Below are 16,933 nucleotides of genomic sequence, written 5' to 3'. Positions count from 1 at the left end.
AGAAATCAGTTCACTATCTTCTTACACTTTCATTCTTGAAGCTTTATTCTATGCAGCTTCATATTAAATTGGTATGACATAATTCTTAATAAAATTCATATCGCCCAAACCCTATAAATCCGTTATCAAATCCCCTTCAACCGCCATATGTTTTTAGGATTTTGGGAAGTTTGGCTGTGCAAACCTGACTTGACAATAGTTTCAGCTTTTTGGATCTCTAACAACCAGCTAATTTTCGTGAGATAGAATAGCAGCATCTTTAAAACCACTATAACCATGACTTCATCAACAGCCCTACAAAGCATCGAAAAACACATTCCCATCGTGGGAGATGTACATAGCAAAAGTCCGATCGCCTACGGAGCAACCCGCCTCGCAGTCAGTGCAGTTAACACGGTGCAAATGGCAGTAGCAGAGTCTTACATCAACGGATTAGAAGTCGCAGATTCAGTATTGCGATCGCTTTTTGATACCTGTATGCCCGTCTTTTTTAAGCATTTCCCCTCCCTGCTTGCACCCTATGAATGGGTACTAACAGAAACAGACCATACAGCCGAAGGGCCGCGGGATTTAATGAAGATTCAGTACGACTTACCTCAAGCAATGCTGAATCCGATGTTAGGCGATGGAAAACTCATTTATCCTAAATACAGCATGGGATTGTGGGAAAAAGGAGCAGCCAACCTTGAACAATCGCAAATGCAGATGATTGATGATGATGTGATTGAGAAGCTAGAGATTCAAGATGGCGACAATATTTTAGACTTTGGTTGCGGCTGGGGTTGCGTTCCCAATTACATTCTTTCCAAATTTCCCAATGTCACCTTTACTGGCATTAACCTCAGCCACCACCAATGCGAGTATATGCGTCAGAAGATGCAAGATCCCGAAAGCTACCTTAGTTCAGGTCGATTTACCCTATATGAAGGCGATTTTAACGACGCCAACTTCGAGACAAAATTTGACAAAATTCTCTCCATCGGAGTTTTTGAGCATCTAGGCAATTTAACGAAAGCTTTCCAAAAGCTAGAATCTTTCCTGAAGGATAACGGCAAAGTTTTCATTCACATCATCACAGTTCGCACTCCCAACAATATATCCAGCGTTTTCACCCAGAAATACATTTTTCCCCACGGCCGTTACTGGAAATATGATGCAATTCCCAGCCACAACAAAGACCTCAAGACCATTAAAAGATGGTATCTCAACGGATACAATTACTCCACAACCTTTGCTAACTGGTTGAAAAACTTTGACGATTCTCAGGCAATAGTCAAAGATTTAGACTACGGCATCGACTATGCTAAATTTCGTCGCATCTGGCGGTTTTACTTGATTTGGTTTGTGTCTAATTTCGCGAGTTGCGAGGGCGAATATAACGGCAACGGTCAATATTTAATGGTTCGTGCCTAACCGCTAATGAGTAGACTCAGCTCAAAAAACCGAACTCCCCGAACCCCGACATCTCAAAGAAGTCGGGGTTCTTGAGTGCGAGCTACTTATCGGGAGGATGAAACCTTTCAACATAGATTTAGGGCGATCGAGAAGTGTTGCCTTCTTTTGAGGAATTTTTCTGAGCTTTAAAAAATCCGGAATAAGATTATCGATCGGTGAATAAGACCTATATCAAGCGTGAGCCTGCACAATACTTTTTAAATTCCATCCTCGATCGGTAGTGATGATCTCCGATATTTTACTACAAAAAGAGAGTTGATTTATACAATGGTAGACAATATGAAACCTTCTCTTCCTCAAGACGACCCGAACCAAGAACAGCGTCGCGATTCCTTGAATCGGCAGCAACAAGCTTATCAGTTTGACTTTGAGAGTTTATCACCTTTGGCATTATTGAAAGATGTGCCACCAGTCGAGAACTTTTCGAGCAAGTATATTGGAGAGCGGATACTAGCAACATCGGAACTTCCAGGAAATATGCTGGCGGCCGATTCGAGAAGTTTTCTCGATCCTCTCGACGAGCTCCAAGACTATGAAGATTTCTTTACTCTGCTGCCGCTACCTGCTGTTGCCAAAATCTACCAAACCGATCGCTCTTTTGCAGAACAGCGCCTGTCTGGAGCAAATCCGATGGTGCTTCGCCTGTTAGATGCCAGCGATCCTCGGGCGCAAACACTGGCACAAATTTCCAGCTTTCACCCGTTATTCGATCTGCACCAAGAGTTGCAGCAAAAAAACATTTACATTGCCGATTATACGGGTAGCGACGAACACTATCGCGCGCCTTCAAAAATAGGAGGTGGCAGCTATGAAAAAGGCAGAAAATTCTTGCCAAAACCGCGAGCTTTTTTCGCTTGGCGGTGGACGGGAATCCGCGATCGCGGTGAACTGGTGCCGATCGCCATTCAACTAGATCCGACCCCAAATAGCCATCTTTACACCCCGTTCGATCCTCCTGTGGATTGGCTGTTTGCGAAACTCTGCGTGCAAGTAGCAGATGCCAATCACCACGAAATGAGCTCGCATTTAGGTCGAACTCATTTGGTGATGGAACCAATCGCGATCGTCACCGCCCGACAGTTGGCTAAAAATCACCCCCTTAGCCTGCTGCTGAAACCGCACTTTCGGTTTATGTTGACTAACAACGAGCTGGCGCGTTCTTATTTGATCGCTCCGGGCGGGCCAGTCGATGACTTGCTAAGCGGTAGCTTGCCAGAGACAATGGAAATAGCTAGAGAGGCTTGCAGTAACTGGAGTCTGGATCAATTTGCCTTCCCAACCGAACTGAAAAATCGGGAAATGGACGATCCAAATCAACTGCCTCACTACCCTTACCGAGATGATGGATTGCTGCTGTGGAATGCGATCGAAACCTTTGTCTCCGGCTATCTCAAACACTTTTACCCGACGAAAGAGGCGATCGCAGAAGATGTGGAACTGCAAACCTGGGCTCAAGAATTAGCGTCTGATAAGGGCGGTAAAGTCAAAGGAATGCCAAGCAAAATCGACACAGTTGAACAATTAATTAAAATTGTCACAACTGTAATTTTCACCTGCGGCCCGCAGCATTCAGCCGTCAATTTTCCCCAGTACGAATACATGGCTTTTGCCGCCAATATGCCCTTGGCAGCCTACCGGGACATTCCCAAAATTACCGCTTCTGGCAATCTCGAAGTGATTACAGAAAAGGATATTTTACGGTTGCTTCCTCCGTACAAACGAGCGGCTGAGCAACTGAAAACTATGTTTATTTTGTCAGCTTATCGATATGACCGTTTGGGTTATTACGATAAATCTTTCCGAGAACTCTACCGGATGAGCTTCGACGAAGTTTTTGCGGGAACCCCGATCCAACTTTTAGCCAGACAGTTCCAGCAAAATTTGAATATGGCAGAACAAAGGATTGATGCTAACAATCAAAAACGAGTCATTCCTTATTTTGCTCTCAAGCCTTCGTTGGTGCTAAATAGCATCAGTATGTTGGTTTGTTTTTTTGGGGTGTAGGGGTGGGGCGTCTCGCCCAACCCCTACTCCCCAAAAGAAAATTCCTTTGCCCATTCTCAGCTTTTGTAGTCTTCAGCGATCGAGCAATTCACACACAATGTACCAGAGGAATCAGTGAAGGTAACTTCATCTTGATAATTCCGGGGTGTTTCCAGCAGCAACCGTCAAGCGTCGCCAGCATCGATTAAATTCATGCGATCGGGATAGTGAATTTTCAACAACTCTTGCACCATAATATCGCCATTACTAATAATACAAATAAATAGAATTATCTTTCTGAATCAACCCGTGGGAATATTTTGGATGTAGAATTATAAGCCTGACGGGGTTGTTATCCCGTCAGGTGAAATTGCTCGTTAGCGTCGGTTTCTAGTTGTAGTCTGGGGGGAACTTGTGAGCGTAACGGGTGTATTTAGCTATGGCAAAGGTGTTACAGCAGAATTATCAAGAGGGCAATTTACCGAAGTTTCCCCTAAATAATCAGTTAACGTAACTTCATCTTTGTAATGCCGAGGAGTTTTCATTAACAATTGCCAAGCTTCACCAGCATCCAGTAAATTCATCCGCCCAGGATAGTGAATTTGGATCAACTCTTGAACCAAAGGGTAATAGTCTGAGTTAAGACTAGGGAAAATATGATGCTCCGTGTGATATGAAAAATTGAAATGCAACAAATCAACTATTTTGGGAACCCGTATTGAAAGACTATTAATCAGCGGGTCATTAACACTCGTCATCCGACAAATCAGGTGATTTGTGTAGATATAAAACATTGCAACTGTATGACCGATTGCTAAGGGTAGCAAGTACCCAAGAACGATTTTTAGCGCATGAAACTCTAAATAGAATAAAATGCTAAAATGCAGGCATAAAACCGCAAACAACTCAAGAGCAATTTTCAATCTATCTTTCTGACTGACTGTGAATGCAGCGGGCACATAATCCACAATTTTATTATTAAACAATAGGCTCGACGAGAGGTGGCAAAATTGATGAAATAACCACGATGCTGGAAGTCCTACTATTAATAACCAAGATGGATTATCAATCGCTGGCGCAAAGAAATTATGAATCCATTTTCCCCAACTATTCGGCTGGTGGTAAAGGTAATTGCGATCCGGATCTTCTAGATAATTTGTTTGACTGTGATGTACAATGTTATGAACATATTTCCACTGAGTAGAAGGCATAAACATCATTGCAAACCCTAGAAAACTAATTATATGATAAGTCATACGAGACTTTTTATTGACGCTACCGTGCATGAAATCATGGGCGAAAAATCCCATAGTTACGATACTATTACCCATAATTAAAGCTAAAGGTAAATAAAGCCATAGAAGATAGATGGGCCACTGATCTAGACAATCGGCAATCCCCCAACCCAGTAGCAAAATGGCCATATTAATGAACAGTATAACCAACTTGCTAGCATCTGGTTTAAAGGCTTCTGATGGCAGAAGTGGACGCAATTTTTTAACATATACCGAGTGGTGAATTAGCGTTTCTTTGCCTAAAGTCGCCGCTGCAGTTTTGTCTAGAGTATTGAGTGATTTTTCTGATTTCATGTGATCGCTAAGAGTGTTTTCATGTCAATTAATAAGTTTCTAAATTTAATTAGATTCCGTACCCGATTTTAGATTGAACCCACACATAAATCCGGCGGCTTATTGTTAGGATGCGGAGATTTTATCTGTCTCCACTGCGGCTATCCTGCAGCTTGTGATCAAATTGCTTTAGATCGAGGCGGCCTGATTGTTCTACCAAGATATTATTGTATCCTATAAAAAGGTTTTTGGGACAAATATTAAAGGCTTACGCATCGATAATAGTTTCCCACTTTTCAGTTTGGTTTAATCTCAATAACCAATCTTAAATAACCTATAAGATTAAAAAAGTCCGTTTCCCTGAACAATTTCTTTAATTGTCGTCAGCGTATCTAACCCGATCAATCCCCGGCGATAACCTTTTTGGTTGGACATTCCCAAAAATATCGCATCTCCCCGATTTTGATAGCGCCAAAACCGAGGTGAGGCATTAATAAAAGTTGAGGCGCTGTTAACATCCAGAGCAAATTGGCGACTTTCTAAGTAAGATTCAGTGGCAATACAGTCAGCGTGACCACTGCTGTAGCGGTTGATCCAGCCGATCGCAATCTCTAAACTATCGACAACTTTAAACGCTATGGTTTTGTTTAAATACGGTTGAGTCCACTCGTATGTTTCAGCCAGCTTCAAGTCTGGGAAATCTGCGACGAGATCCGCATCGCCGCTAATTTGAAAGCCTTTTTCTTTTAAACTGTTCCACAGCCTGACTAAGGAAGAAGGCTTTTGGTTGCGATCGATGAGCACTTTCTCGATCGCATTAACAGGATCGGGCACGCTTTGATGGCTGTCCAAAATCATCCACCTTGCCATCTCCAAACTACCAGTCGGCGACCAATAAAGGTAACAATTTCCCATGGCCGACCTCAAAACTGGTGCTGTACACAACCTTACAACCTGCTGCACCAAACTTGGTCTGCCGTAGGGAATAATTAAATTGAGATATTGGTCTTGAGTGACCAATTCTCTGATCGAAGCGCCCCGATCCGGCGGCAGTACCTGCAAACATCCCGATGGCAAACCGACCTCATCGATCGCCGAAACCAAAGCTTCCCCAATTACAGCATTAGTTTGCCAGCTTTCGCTGCCGCCTTTAAGAATCAAACTGTTAGCGCTTTTGAGAGACAAACCCGCGGCGATCGCCCCCAACTCTGGAAACGCCTCGTAAATTAGAGCGATCGCCCCCAGTGGTAGCGACTGACAGTAAACCTGACAGCGATCGACCTGATAAGAAGCATTGATCACCCTGCCGATCGGATCTGGCATTTCCCCCAACCGTTCCAGAATTTGCACAGTTGTCTTGATCCGTTCCGGCGTCAGCTTCAGCCACTCCACAATCAATTCGGGAATCGCCATGTCCCGACTCGCTTCTAGATCCAGAGTATTTGCTTCTAAAATGTCATTTTGTCTGCGTTTCAGCGAGCCCGCCATCGCCTGCAAAGCTGCCGCGCGATCGGCACTCTTTGTCGCCGCCAACTCCAAAGAAGCTTGATAAGCCCGACGCGCGACATTTGCGGCATCTGATGAATGGGTAAAATCCTCTATTATCATCTAGCTAACGCCTGTAAGCCAGCCATACCATCAGCGCCGGCAGCATTGCTAGCAGCACGGCGACCATTGCCCACAGAATAATATTCGGGCCCGGCGAGTGTAGCGCCAAGGGCAACCAAATCACTAGCGGCACCAATATCATACCCAAAGCCAGTGGCAAGTAATGGGCTTTCAAACCCGGATGCGCTCTGTTCCACTGGTGCCCTGTCCACCGCCAAGCCTGCTTGTAAGGATAGTTCGTTGATAGTTGCTCGATCACGTCTCCACTTTCGTCCAATACAAATATTTGTTGACAGCGGTTGCAGCCAAAGGCTTCTGTCAACGTTATGGGAACTAGACGACCCCGGCGTCGGCAAGGACAGGGGTACTCATCGTTTAAGTCAATCTTGGGAGCTTTTTGAGATGGCACTAGCGATCGGATAAAAAAAGCGTTTTTGCAAAAATAATCGTTAACATATCCACTTAATCAAACTTGTCAATTCCGCCAAAGCGAGGCTTTCAACTGCCTATTCCGAGATATTGCCCGATCGGCAATTTTGACTTGCAAGTTCTGCATTCAATCTTACCACTAACTTAGGTATTTTCAACCATCATTAGGAGTATACCGAAAACTTTCTTGATCTACTTTCCGGTTTTCTTGATTTTGTTTATCTTCTAAAGCGGGTGACGCGATTCGAACGCGCGACATTCACCTTGGCAAGGTGACGCTCTACCACTGAGCTACACCCGCATTTCCTGCGGTATTAACAATATTGTCTCAATTCTCTAAATTTGTCAAGTCTTTTTAGTAAGTTTTTTTCACAAACCCAGTAAACCCCCCCCAAACCCACTCCCCACCTGCAATTTCAGCAGCCAGATCATTAACCAAATCAGTAATTGCCGTGAAAATTGACCGCCATCGGCCCACGGCAAAGCTACAATCAAGCTGGAATTGTGGGAGAACACTGTCATGTCAGATTTAAATCGCGGAATCATGAAGTTCAAGGGAGCTGACAGTCCTATAGCGATCGCCATTTCGGCGATTGTCATTGCCGGCGGAATCGGCTTCTTGATCTGGTGGGCGCTGCAATCAGCCTACACCTTCAGCTAACAGACGACTCAAAGGTAAAACTTATAAGGCATTGCTCAGAAGGCAGAATTTAAGAAAAATTCTGTCTTTTGCATTTTTTGCCCTTAGTCTTGAGTTTATTGCCCAGGAAGGCCGATCGATTGCTGACGATCGAATGATTGCCATAAATCACCCGATCGGGCGAGTCGCTAGCATGAGCCGAGATGAATCCCCGATCGACTACTTTTGTAGTACACTTGTAAACACGGCGCGCCGAGAGCGCAGTTCTAAATGCAAGTGTTTGCAAGGGTTGTATCTCAACAAGAATTTATGGCAAGCTTTCAGGACATCTTCAAATACTACAGCCGCTACTGGAAAATATCACTTTACAGCATAGGCGCATCCAGCATTTTGGCACTAGCCGATTTGCTTGTTCCTTACGCGATCGGTCAAATATTAAACGTATTGTCGGGTCAACCTACAGATACAGTAACGCAAAAACTCATAGCAGCGATCGCCTCTGTTACCCAGCAGTCACCCAACAAAATATTATCGCTATCCGTCTTGCTCGGCATAATTTTTCTGGTAACAGTAGCCAAAGCACCGATCCAGCCTTGGGTAGCAAATTGGTTCCACTGGGCGATACCATTGAGGGCAAGGCGCGATCGAATGAGAAGTGCGATCGGCAAAATCCTCACCTTACCCCTAGAATTCTACGACGAAAACAACGCCGGACGGATTGCCAGCCGCATCGCCAAAGGCATCGCCAACCATACTTGGACTTACCCAGAAATTGCCGGCGACTTCATCCCCGAAGTCGTCCGCTTAATCGGCATTTTTGCCGTTATCTGCTTAATTGAGTGGCGGATTGGCTTATTAATTTTGGTTTCATTCCTATTTATCCTCAGTTTCACCCTCAAAGGCCTGCAACAGGTGACTGCGCGGGAAGAAATTCTGGATGAATACATCGAAGATACAGAAAGCCGCAACTCGGAAATTATCACCAACATCAAAACAGTCAAAGCTTTTGCGACAGAAAGCGATGAACTCAAAAGGCAAACCACCCGACTCGATCGCGAATTAAAAGTCGTGATCCACCGCATTCACAAAGGATACGTCACCTTGGGGACATACCAGCAGACGATCGTCCAGTTGTGTTTGTTTTCAGTTCTTGGTTTTAGCCTAGCAGCCACGGTTGCAGGCAAAATTTCCCTCGGATATTTTGTTACCGTCTACACGTTGGCAAGCATGGCATATTCCCAACTGCGTCCGATTAGCATTATCGCCGAATCATTGGCGCGGCGTTATTCTTCAATGATCCGGTTCCACGAGTTTATGCAAACGCCCGACGGTGTTGATGCGGTTAATTTAGCAGAAAATGCTCGATCGGCACAGCCATCTTATAAATTTACCGGCAAAGTTGAGATCAGCGGTTTGACATTCGGGTACGACAGTCAAAAACCCGTTTTGCAAGATGTGAATTTGTTGATTCATCCGCGTCAGACAGTAGCGTTAGTCGGGCGATCGGGTTCCGGGAAATCGACTTTAGTGAAACTTTTGTTTCGCTACTTTGAACCCAACTCCGGCCGCATTCTGATCGACGGCGAAGACATTTGCAGCTTAGACGTGACTCGCTACCGCCAGCGTTTAGCCATTGTCCACCAAGAAGTAGACGTTTTTAACGGTACTTTGCTGGAAAATTTGACTTACGGAAACAGAAACGCCACTTTCGAGCAAGTTGAGGATGCTTGTCGCATTGCCAAAGTAGACGATTTTGTGCGGCTGTTGCCCCAAGGTTACTATACCGTGGTCGGGGAGAGAGGAATGCGCTTGTCCGGCGGTCAGCGGCAGCGGTTGGGGATTGCCAGGGCGCTGTTGGTGGAGCCGGATGTGTTAATTTTTGATGAGGCTACTTCTAGTTTGGACTATGAAAGCGAGCGATCGATCCAGATAGCCATGCGAAATATCCTCGGTACGCGCACCACCATAATTATTGCCCACAGACTGAGTACAATTCGCGAAGCCGATGCGATCGTCGTACTCGACGGCGGTAGAATCGTCGAAGTTGGCAGCCACGAAGAACTTTTGAGTCAACAAGGTATTTACCGCCGCCTGCACTCCCTGCAAGAAACCGGGGAATTAGTGAATTAGGGATTTTCTCTTAGTCTAGACTTAGGGTGCTCCGGGCACGCACCCAGCCTAGACTTAGCAATGCACACCTTAAACAGTGTTCAATTTTCCCGTCAGCCCCTAACTCACTTATGTGTTCTCAGCTAAATGATTAGAGTTTTAAATATAATGTTGCAAATAAAGATTCTGGTGCTAGGATGTATAACTGTGATGGAAATGGGTCGATGCCCGAGCGGTTAATGGGGGCGGACTGTAAATCCGCTGGCTACGCCTACGCTAGTTCAAATCTAGCTCGGCCCACCTCAATTTAATAAAAAGTTAAAATTTAAGAATTAAAAATTAATTTTTTAATTGGAGGTTCTTAATTTTTTATGCCCGTGTAACTCAGTGGTAGAGTACCTCCTTGGTAAGGAGGAAGTCACGAGTTCAAATCTCGTCACGGGCTTTTTCTTCTCTCCTATATACATCAAGGGTTTCAGGTTCATCGCACAGCAAGAAGGTTAGTTTTCCGCTGAACTTTCGTGCTGATGGTTTTCTAATATGTCCCAAACAACTTCCATATCTGCCAAGTCCGCCCTCGACTTTTTGCGTATGGCTTTTAACTGATTGAGCAAGTCGGCCGGCTCTAGGAAATCTGCGACTGTCGGAGAAACTTTGTTGCTATCTTTGGTAGTGTTGGGTCTGTTAATTAATATCGATCGTACCCAGAGTCTAGCTCATAAGCACAGTTTTGAGATCACTGTTAGGAATGAGAATTAAATAACTTGCATTTTTTGTAGGTTGGGTTGAGGGACGAACCCTGCGTTTCACTCCGCCCAACGCCACGCTTGATTGTTGGGTTTCGTTCCTCAACCCAACCTACGAAGTTATTTAATCCACGATCCTTAGTGGCTGGCAGTATTGCTAGTTGAGAAGGGTGTAACATCTCAGTTCCAACTGACATCTTGCACCCTTCTCGATAAATCTTTTATGAACAGGCTTTCCGGCCTGTTCCACAATAAAATTCATCTCTTGTGGAACAGGCCGAAAAGCCTGTTCTTGAGAATGGTGTAACATCTCAGTTCCAACCGACTTTAGCTATGAGACTAGGGTTTCTCCTCCGGCGGACACTGCCACAAACCGATCACAATATTGTACCCGTATCGAAATCCCCGACTTCTTCAATAAATCGTGAATCTAATCATCCTCATCCAATCCCAGTGGCACAAAATATTGACTATAAACTACACTATCCGGCTCCCAAAGAGGCCGCCAATAAATATTTTGCATCACCGCCTTCTCCCCATCATCATCAGCCGGCCACTGAAAACTGACGATCGCAATATTGCTATATCCCACAATCTCATCACCCTCTTGCAGCCAGCGATTGCGCCACAACAGCGATATAAAATTCCATAACCTACGCCGGAATGACAATTGTTTATTTTTATGCGATCTATCTGACGCAGTTCCATTTTCTAGCTGCAAAAACACGCGAGCTCTTTGCCGTTTAATCCAGTCAATCCGATAGCCCCAATCAGGCAGAGATTGTCTATTTCTGACAGCAGCCGCCATAGCCTTCTTTCTGCCACCCCTCGAAATCTTCATTAATTCAAGCGGCTCATTCCATCCCAAACATTCGTGCGATCGCTCAGGAAACAGCGACTTAATCTTAGTATGAACTAAATGCGTTGTCCACTCCTCATTGATCAAAGCACTAGCAGTCAACTGCGCCAACACAGAATTTTGACAATTTGACTTATCATTCGCCCCCTTCAAAGGCTCAATGTTCGATCGAGAATCGCCAAAATGACAATCAGACCAATAACTCAGTCGCACAGCAGCAGCATAGTGAATATCCCCCGTCAACACAATCACCCGATTGCGCTGCTTAAAAAATTCCACCAACAGCTTCACAAAAGCTAACTCATGAAAATTCCAAGAATCCCCCGCATCACTATTAAAAACCTTCCCCTGTTCCACATCCCACTTTTGCACCGCATCAATAATCGACAAACCCACCAAATTTGTCGGCACAACCACCAGCGTCGCCTCAATCTCAAACTCCCCAGTTTTATTCAGCAACTCAGTCTCCCTCAAAGGTTTCTGAATTTGCTCCTCAAAACCTTTGTGAGTCAAAAGCATCGGTGGATCGATCGCACTTTCCACCGGATACCCCCGCCAATTCCGCGTATCCAGCACAATCACCTCGTGCTTAAAACTTCTCACAGTAAAATGCCAATTCAAAACCTCAGTTACACCCTCGCCCTCCCGATCCAAAATAAAAACGTCTTCATCTAATTTCAACTTAGGCAAATGAGTTTTCGGATCGAGTCCGGGAATTCCCAAATACGAAGCCGCCTCCTCCCAAGCAGAAACATCAGTCCCCGCCGAATTAGACCATTTTTCAGCAGTTGTTAATAATTTATCTCCAGGTTGTGCGCGATCGAACTGTGCAGGCGTATTTCCCCAAGCCTGAAACACAGCGTAAGCCAGCAAAGCATTCTGCACCACCCGGCGGCCCAGCGGCTTCCCCAGCACCCGGTAACACCACTCTCGATTCAAATAAAAATCGTCGCTAACATCATGGTCATCGCAAATCATATAAGTAGGAATATTCGCTAGCGCCCTCCTCACTCTCCACAAATTGCGAGCAAAACCGTTAAGTTCAACAACTTCTCTATCCCAGACTTTTGCCTGCTTAGAATTTGGGCAAATATCCTTACCCTTCGGAAAACTTGTGCACCAGAGTACCGGCGACCAAACTAACAAATACATCGCATAATATTCGCCCAAGCTAAACAAGTGACTTTTAGCATTTTTGGGTTTATTCACCAACATCGCCGTAAAGCCGCCAAAATCTCTGGCAATATCGCTGCGAGTCCCCGGCTGTAACTCAATTGGTTTTTTGAACTGATACTCAGCATCCGACGGTTTCTGAATTGGCGACTCTCTAAAAATTTCCCTCTCTTGGCCAAGTGCAGTTTCGTTTTCCGAATTTTTAGGTATACTGATACACAAATTCTTTTTTATTTGGGCATCATCCATCAGGGGTAGACTTTCTTCCCAGCCCAACAGTGTATCGCCAGCGTCAGTCAAGGCCCACAGCATGGCATCGGCAACGTCGTCGCCGTAAATTTGGTCGCCCGTTAAAAACAGTTGGTGGGGCCTGCTATTTGCCGTTCCTGCAAACTGTTCGATCGAATTATCCAAGATTGGCAGCGCATCTCTGCCGTCTCCGTGGGGCTTACGACAAGAACCGTGAACGATACGCAAATAGTTTAAATCCTGCGGCGGCAGGGCAAAAGTGGGCAACTGGTGAGCGAAATAACTAATCGTCTCCGGCCCCAAAGCCGATAAATCAGGGGTGGCAGGCCACAGGCAAGAAATGAGATTTTCTTTCTCATTTTCTGGGACTGCACCCCCGACGTTCGACTCGCTACTCCCAGTAAACTTGATGTCATAAGCATAAATTTGCCCAGATGTCAAGAGGTTGCTGTTAATTGGTTTAGCAGTCACGGCGACTACGTGCAGGTATTTGCCGAGCTGCACGGTAGAGCTCGCACCTTGGAGCAAGGGCCGATCGACAATTTCGCCGGTTCCGCCCTCTGTCGAATAAACCTTGAGTTCGACTTGGCGGGGGGCTTTCAGAGCCAGCCAAACTGTCACGGCCCGACTTTCAGTCCGGCGCAAAATCGGGCCCGCAAGGATAAGCGGCAAGTGATGAATTCGATGACTTAAGGGAGTCCACGACATAGGATTTAAAAAATAAAAATTAAATAAGAGTGTTCTAGCAATCAGATTTTAGGCGATCGAGCATCTATCACTCGCTTAATTAATGCTAAGTCTGCCAACCCAAGTCTCCAAAATTGTAACAACTCATTAAGTAAAATTAATAATCATGCTACAAGAAGAACAATTACAACATTTTCGAGATTCAGCTCCGCAGTTGTCGGTAATTAAATCATCAGAACCGGCCGAACGCCCCAACCGCCGGCCTCTCTACTCGTCACCTTTAGATCGGGCGATCGACCGCCACCCCCTCACCGTGGCTCCAGAAACCCCGATCGCCCAAGTGTTGGCTCTCATGAACCCGATGCGCGTCTCCTGTCACCTTTGTGGCGAAAAACAAAACGCTGTTGCTAGCGCAGCCAAGCGCAGTTGCGTCTTAGTCGTGGAAGATAATCGCCCGATCGGCATTTTTACAGAACGGGATATCGTCAAGCTAACTACCGTCGCAGCTTGTACAGTCGGACTGACAATTGCTGACGTAATGACTCGATCGCCCATTACTCTCAAAAAATCCGAGTCTCCAGATATTTTCACAGCTATCTTCACCTTGCGCCAGCACTCCATCCGGCATTTGCCCGTAGTGGACGAGGACTCGCGACTTCTCGGCATCATCACCCGCGAAGCCATTCACGAAGCCCTCCAGCCGATTAACTTGCTAACCAATTTGCGCTGTGCAGCAGATGTCATGACGCACCAAGTCATTTCTGCCACAACAACTGCCTCAGCCCTCGATTTAGCCCAGCTCATGGTCAAGCATCGAGTTAGTTCCGTTGTCATTGTCAAAGAGCAAACTCAGCATCCCGATCGGGCGATCGCACCAACACAAAATTACCAAATTCCGATCGGCATTGTCACCGAGCGCGACATCGTGCAGTTTCACGCCCTCGAACTCAACCTCTCGGAAATCCCAGCAGCAAGGGCCATGAGTGCGCCTTTATTTTGCATATCTCCCGCCGATTCCCTCTGGAGTGTCCACCAGTCCATGCAGCGCCACTGCGTCCGCCGTTTGGTAGTAGTTGGCAGCCAGGGAGAGCTTTTGGGCGTTGTGTCTCAGACAAGTTTGCCGCAAGTTTTTAACCAATCTGAAATGTATGGGACGATCGAGCTGTTACAACAAGCAGTGGACGATCGAGCCACCCAATTGCAGAAAGCCAACGAACTTTTGCAGCAAGAAATTTTAGAGCGGCAGCGGGCCCAAGAAGCCCTGCGCCAAGCTCACGACGACTTAAAAAAACAAGTTGAAGAACGCACCGCTCAACTTTTAGAATCAAATGAATTGTTGAGACGGGATATTATCAAGCGCCAGAGAGTCGAAGAAGTCCTGCGGCGAAAGCAAACTTGCTTGAAAAATCAAGCACAGCAATTAGAGCAAACTGTGCGAAAGTTGCAGCAAACTCAAACTCAATTAGTGCAAACCGAAAAAATGTCTTCTTTGGGACAAATGATTGCCGGTATCGCTCACGAAATTAACAATCCTGTTAATTTTATCTATGGCAACCTTTCCCACGCCAGCCACTACATCAAAGAATTGCTCCAACTGTTGGAACTTTACCAGCAGCACTATCCCGAACCAGTCTCGGAAATTCGGGAAGCAGCAGCAGAGATGGAAGTCGATTTTTTGGTAGAAGACTTATCTAAGCTAGTGTCTTCTATGCAAGTAGGAACCGAGCGCATCCGCCAAATAGTTGTGTCGATGCGTAATTTTTCGCGATCGGATCAATCTAACATCAAGCTCGTTGACATTCACGAGGGACTCGAAACCACTTTGTTGATTTTGCAGCATCGGCTCAAAGCCCACGGCCCACATCCAACTATCCAGATTATTAAAGAATATGGCAATTTGCCCCACATCGAGTGCTGTGCCGGTCAGATCAATCAGGTGTTCATGAATATTATCGGCAATGCTATTGATGCTTTGGATGAAGAAATCCAGCAAGGGGAATGGGCGACGAGAAATGCGAAAAATTCACCCCCGTCAAATCCTAGTTCTCCATTGACTCTTCCCACAATTACAATTCGTACTGAAGTTGTTGGTGGCGATTTTGTCGCGATCCGCATTTCCGACAACGGGCGGGGCATACCGGAGGAGATTCGCCGCCAATTATTTGACCCGTTTTTTACTACCAAACCAGTTGGCAAGGGCACTGGGTTGGGACTGTCGATTTCTTACCATTTAGTTGTGGAACAGCACGGGGGGCGACTAGACTGCGTTTCGGAAGCTGGACGGGGCACTGAATTTGCGATCGAGATTCCGATCGTCAGTCGTCCTTAGTCACCAGTCATACGATTTGAGATTTGAGATTTTAGATTGAAAAATTGAATAATTGGAAATGACTCATTAAGCTCGTGGTTTGGATCGCGGGCTTACAGTTGCATTCTTTTTTTTAACTGGTATCAGAGGATTGAATAATTGAATAATTGGAAATGACTGATGAAGCACGTGGTTGGGATCACAGGCCTACAGTTGCATTCTTTTTTTCAACTGGTATCAGTAGTCATTGGGAAGAAATAATAGACATCGTGCAAAAAATATATGCTAGAATAAAGGCTTTGGCTTAATTGGAGGAAGTTGCAGGTTGAGCTGATTTTCAGGACATGATGCTCAAAACAGCATAAAATGCTAAAAAGGTGTTTTGTAGTTACATAATAAATCTATCGATTTTATCAAAATTTGAAACCGGAGCAATTTAAACAGAGATGTGGTGTCCTGATTCAAACGTTTAAAGAAAGGGTTAACACTTGAGAACAATTCCGGCTAGAAAATCCTCAAGCTCAACGAGGACGCCGAAGCGCCTTCACTCTTGAAGAACAACTTTTAGTTGCCTAGGAATATTGGGGAGAATATCGAACCTATTTTCGGGGACAAATTGGGGAGTATCCGAATCAACGATTAGCCGAATTGTAACTAACATGAAATCAACTTTTTTAAGAAAAATGTGAAAATTTGGTATTCCTAGGATAAAAGCATTGTTCAAAGGTTTTGGGCGTCAGCAAAGTTGTGGTAATGGATGTCACATAAACAGCTATCGAACGAAAAAAAACCCGAAAAATACTGTTCACGAAATAAAAAAAACACAGCCTAAAAATGCAAGTAATCATTAATCAAGACCGTAAACAGATTATTTGCCTAAATTTTGAACCTGGGCCTGGCCACGATTTCAGCTTGTTTAAAAAAAAGCAATGTTCATTTCCATCCCTCAACCGATAGTTCACAAGATACTGGCTAAGCTGTGGAGTATTTAAACCAGTAACGAGGCTTGTATGGTGCGTCAGGAGTGAACACTTACGCGCTTAGGAATGAGAATTAAATAACTTCCACAAGTTTGTGGGATGGGCGTCCCGCCCGTCCAAAAAGGACGGGCGGGACGCC

At 45.3% G+C, this 16,933-nt stretch carries 12 protein-coding genes and 3 tRNA genes; 8 read left to right on the top strand and 7 right to left on the bottom strand.

All coding sequences use genetic code 11. The features are described from left to right. Positions 1-276 precede the first annotated feature (276 nt). Together QUB20_RS25850 and QUB20_RS25845 are read left to right on the top strand one after the other, a co-directional pair. Positions 277-1,413, top strand: coding sequence for a class I SAM-dependent methyltransferase (locus QUB20_RS25850; RefSeq protein ID WP_333250529.1), 1,137 nt, complete (start codon positions 277-279; stop codon positions 1,411-1,413). A gap of 321 nt (positions 1,414-1,734) precedes the next feature. Beyond that, on the top strand, positions 1,735-3,459 hold the full coding sequence (locus QUB20_RS25845) for a lipoxygenase family protein (protein WP_333291753.1): 1,725 nt from the start codon (positions 1,735-1,737) through the stop codon (positions 3,457-3,459). Between the two features lie 416 nt (positions 3,460-3,875). Here the strand turns inward: QUB20_RS25845 and QUB20_RS25840 are convergent, their stop codons facing one another. From QUB20_RS25840 to QUB20_RS25825, 4 genes are all read right to left on the bottom strand, one after another. Next, on the bottom strand, positions 3,876-5,027 hold the full coding sequence (locus QUB20_RS25840) for a fatty acid desaturase (RefSeq protein WP_333239040.1): 1,152 nt from the start codon (positions 5,025-5,027) through the stop codon (positions 3,876-3,878). 321 nt (positions 5,028-5,348) lie between these two features. Then, a complete protein-coding gene (locus tag QUB20_RS25835; protein ID WP_333239042.1) occupies positions 5,349-6,614 on the bottom strand; it encodes a glutamate-5-semialdehyde dehydrogenase in 1,266 nt (421 codons plus the stop codon). A 4-nt stretch (positions 6,615-6,618) separates the two neighbouring features. After that, on the bottom strand, positions 6,619-7,023 hold the full coding sequence (locus QUB20_RS25830) for a hypothetical protein (protein WP_333056560.1): 405 nt from the start codon (positions 7,021-7,023) through the stop codon (positions 6,619-6,621). Between the two features lie 249 nt (positions 7,024-7,272). Beyond that, a tRNA-Gly gene (locus QUB20_RS25825) sits at positions 7,273-7,344 on the bottom strand. A gap of 219 nt (positions 7,345-7,563) precedes the next feature. On the opposite strand from QUB20_RS25825, the gene QUB20_RS25820 reads away from it, so the two are divergent. After that, on the top strand, positions 7,564-7,704 hold the full coding sequence (locus QUB20_RS25820) for a hypothetical protein (protein WP_172188980.1): 141 nt from the start codon (positions 7,564-7,566) through the stop codon (positions 7,702-7,704). 49 nt (positions 7,705-7,753) lie between these two features. Here QUB20_RS25820 and QUB20_RS25815 read toward each other — a convergent pair whose 3' ends face one another. Next, positions 7,754-7,969, bottom strand: a complete 216-nt coding sequence (locus QUB20_RS25815; RefSeq protein ID WP_333250536.1) for a hypothetical protein — start codon at positions 7,967-7,969, stop codon at positions 7,754-7,756. A 23-nt stretch (positions 7,970-7,992) separates the two neighbouring features. Between QUB20_RS25815 and QUB20_RS25810 the strand changes: the two genes are divergently transcribed. The 3 genes from QUB20_RS25810 to QUB20_RS25800 all read left to right on the top strand — a co-directional run bounded on the left by QUB20_RS25810 (position 7,993) and on the right by QUB20_RS25800 (position 10,237). After that, positions 7,993-9,813 carry an ABC transporter ATP-binding protein gene (locus QUB20_RS25810; protein WP_333239044.1) on the top strand — a complete coding sequence of 607 codons (1,821 nt, stop codon included), beginning with the start codon at positions 7,993-7,995 and terminating at the stop codon, positions 9,811-9,813. A 197-nt stretch (positions 9,814-10,010) separates the two neighbouring features. After that, a tRNA-Tyr gene (locus QUB20_RS25805) sits at positions 10,011-10,092 on the top strand. Positions 10,093-10,165: 73 nt separating this feature from the next. Further along, positions 10,166-10,237, top strand: a tRNA-Thr gene (locus tag QUB20_RS25800). 458 nt (positions 10,238-10,695) lie between these two features. Here the strand turns inward: QUB20_RS25800 and QUB20_RS25795 are convergent. Together QUB20_RS25795 and QUB20_RS25790 are read right to left on the bottom strand one after the other, a co-directional pair. Next, a complete protein-coding gene (locus QUB20_RS25795; RefSeq protein ID WP_333291751.1) occupies positions 10,696-10,848 on the bottom strand; it encodes a hypothetical protein in 153 nt (50 codons plus the stop codon). A 120-nt stretch (positions 10,849-10,968) separates the two neighbouring features. Beyond that, positions 10,969-13,527, bottom strand: a complete 2,559-nt coding sequence (locus QUB20_RS25790; RefSeq protein WP_333291749.1) for a PhoD-like phosphatase — start codon at positions 13,525-13,527, stop codon at positions 10,969-10,971. Between the two features lie 145 nt (positions 13,528-13,672). Between QUB20_RS25790 and QUB20_RS25785 the strand changes: the two genes are divergently transcribed. Both QUB20_RS25785 and QUB20_RS25780 read left to right on the top strand, forming a co-directional pair. Next, the gene (locus QUB20_RS25785; RefSeq protein WP_333250547.1) at positions 13,673-15,835 is read left to right on the top strand and encodes a CBS domain-containing protein; all 2,163 of its coding nucleotides are present in this window, start codon (positions 13,673-13,675) and stop codon (positions 15,833-15,835) included. Positions 15,836-15,987: 152 nt separating this feature from the next. Further along, complete coding sequence (locus QUB20_RS25780) at positions 15,988-16,122, top strand: hypothetical protein (protein ID WP_333291747.1); 135 nt, start codon at positions 15,988-15,990, stop codon at positions 16,120-16,122. Positions 16,123-16,933: the final 811 nt, after the last annotated feature.

Origin of the sequence: Microcoleus sp. B4-C2, assembly GCF_036705265.1 — a bacterium.
Taxonomy (GTDB): Bacteria; Cyanobacteriota; Cyanobacteriia; order Cyanobacteriales; family Microcoleaceae; genus Microcoleus.
Note: the sequence above shows the minus strand (reverse complement) of the source record. Positions and strands in the feature narration are given on the sequence as shown.

Bases quoted from the DNA above. Each gene is read 5' to 3' on its own strand.
- QUB20_RS25850 (WP_333250529.1), top strand. From the start codon at position 277: ATGACTTCATCAACAGCCCTACAAAGCATCGAAAAACACATTCCCATC.
- QUB20_RS25845 (WP_333291753.1), top strand. From the start codon at position 1,735: ATGAAACCTTCTCTTCCTCAAGACGACCCGAACCAAGAACAGCGTCGC.
- QUB20_RS25840 (WP_333239040.1), bottom strand. From the start codon at position 5,027: ATGAAATCAGAAAAATCACTCAATACTCTAGACAAAACTGCAGCGGCG.
- QUB20_RS25835 (WP_333239042.1), bottom strand. From the start codon at position 6,614: ATGATAATAGAGGATTTTACCCATTCATCAGATGCCGCAAATGTCGCG.
- QUB20_RS25820 (WP_172188980.1), top strand. From the start codon at position 7,564: ATGTCAGATTTAAATCGCGGAATCATGAAGTTCAAGGGAGCTGACAGT.
- QUB20_RS25810 (WP_333239044.1), top strand. From the start codon at position 7,993: ATGGCAAGCTTTCAGGACATCTTCAAATACTACAGCCGCTACTGGAAA.
- QUB20_RS25795 (WP_333291751.1), bottom strand. From the start codon at position 10,848: ATGTTACACCATTCTCAAGAACAGGCTTTTCGGCCTGTTCCACAAGAG.
- QUB20_RS25790 (WP_333291749.1), bottom strand. From the start codon at position 13,527: ATGTCGTGGACTCCCTTAAGTCATCGAATTCATCACTTGCCGCTTATC.
- QUB20_RS25785 (WP_333250547.1), top strand. From the start codon at position 13,673: ATGCTACAAGAAGAACAATTACAACATTTTCGAGATTCAGCTCCGCAG.
- QUB20_RS25780 (WP_333291747.1), top strand. From the start codon at position 15,988: ATGACTGATGAAGCACGTGGTTGGGATCACAGGCCTACAGTTGCATTC.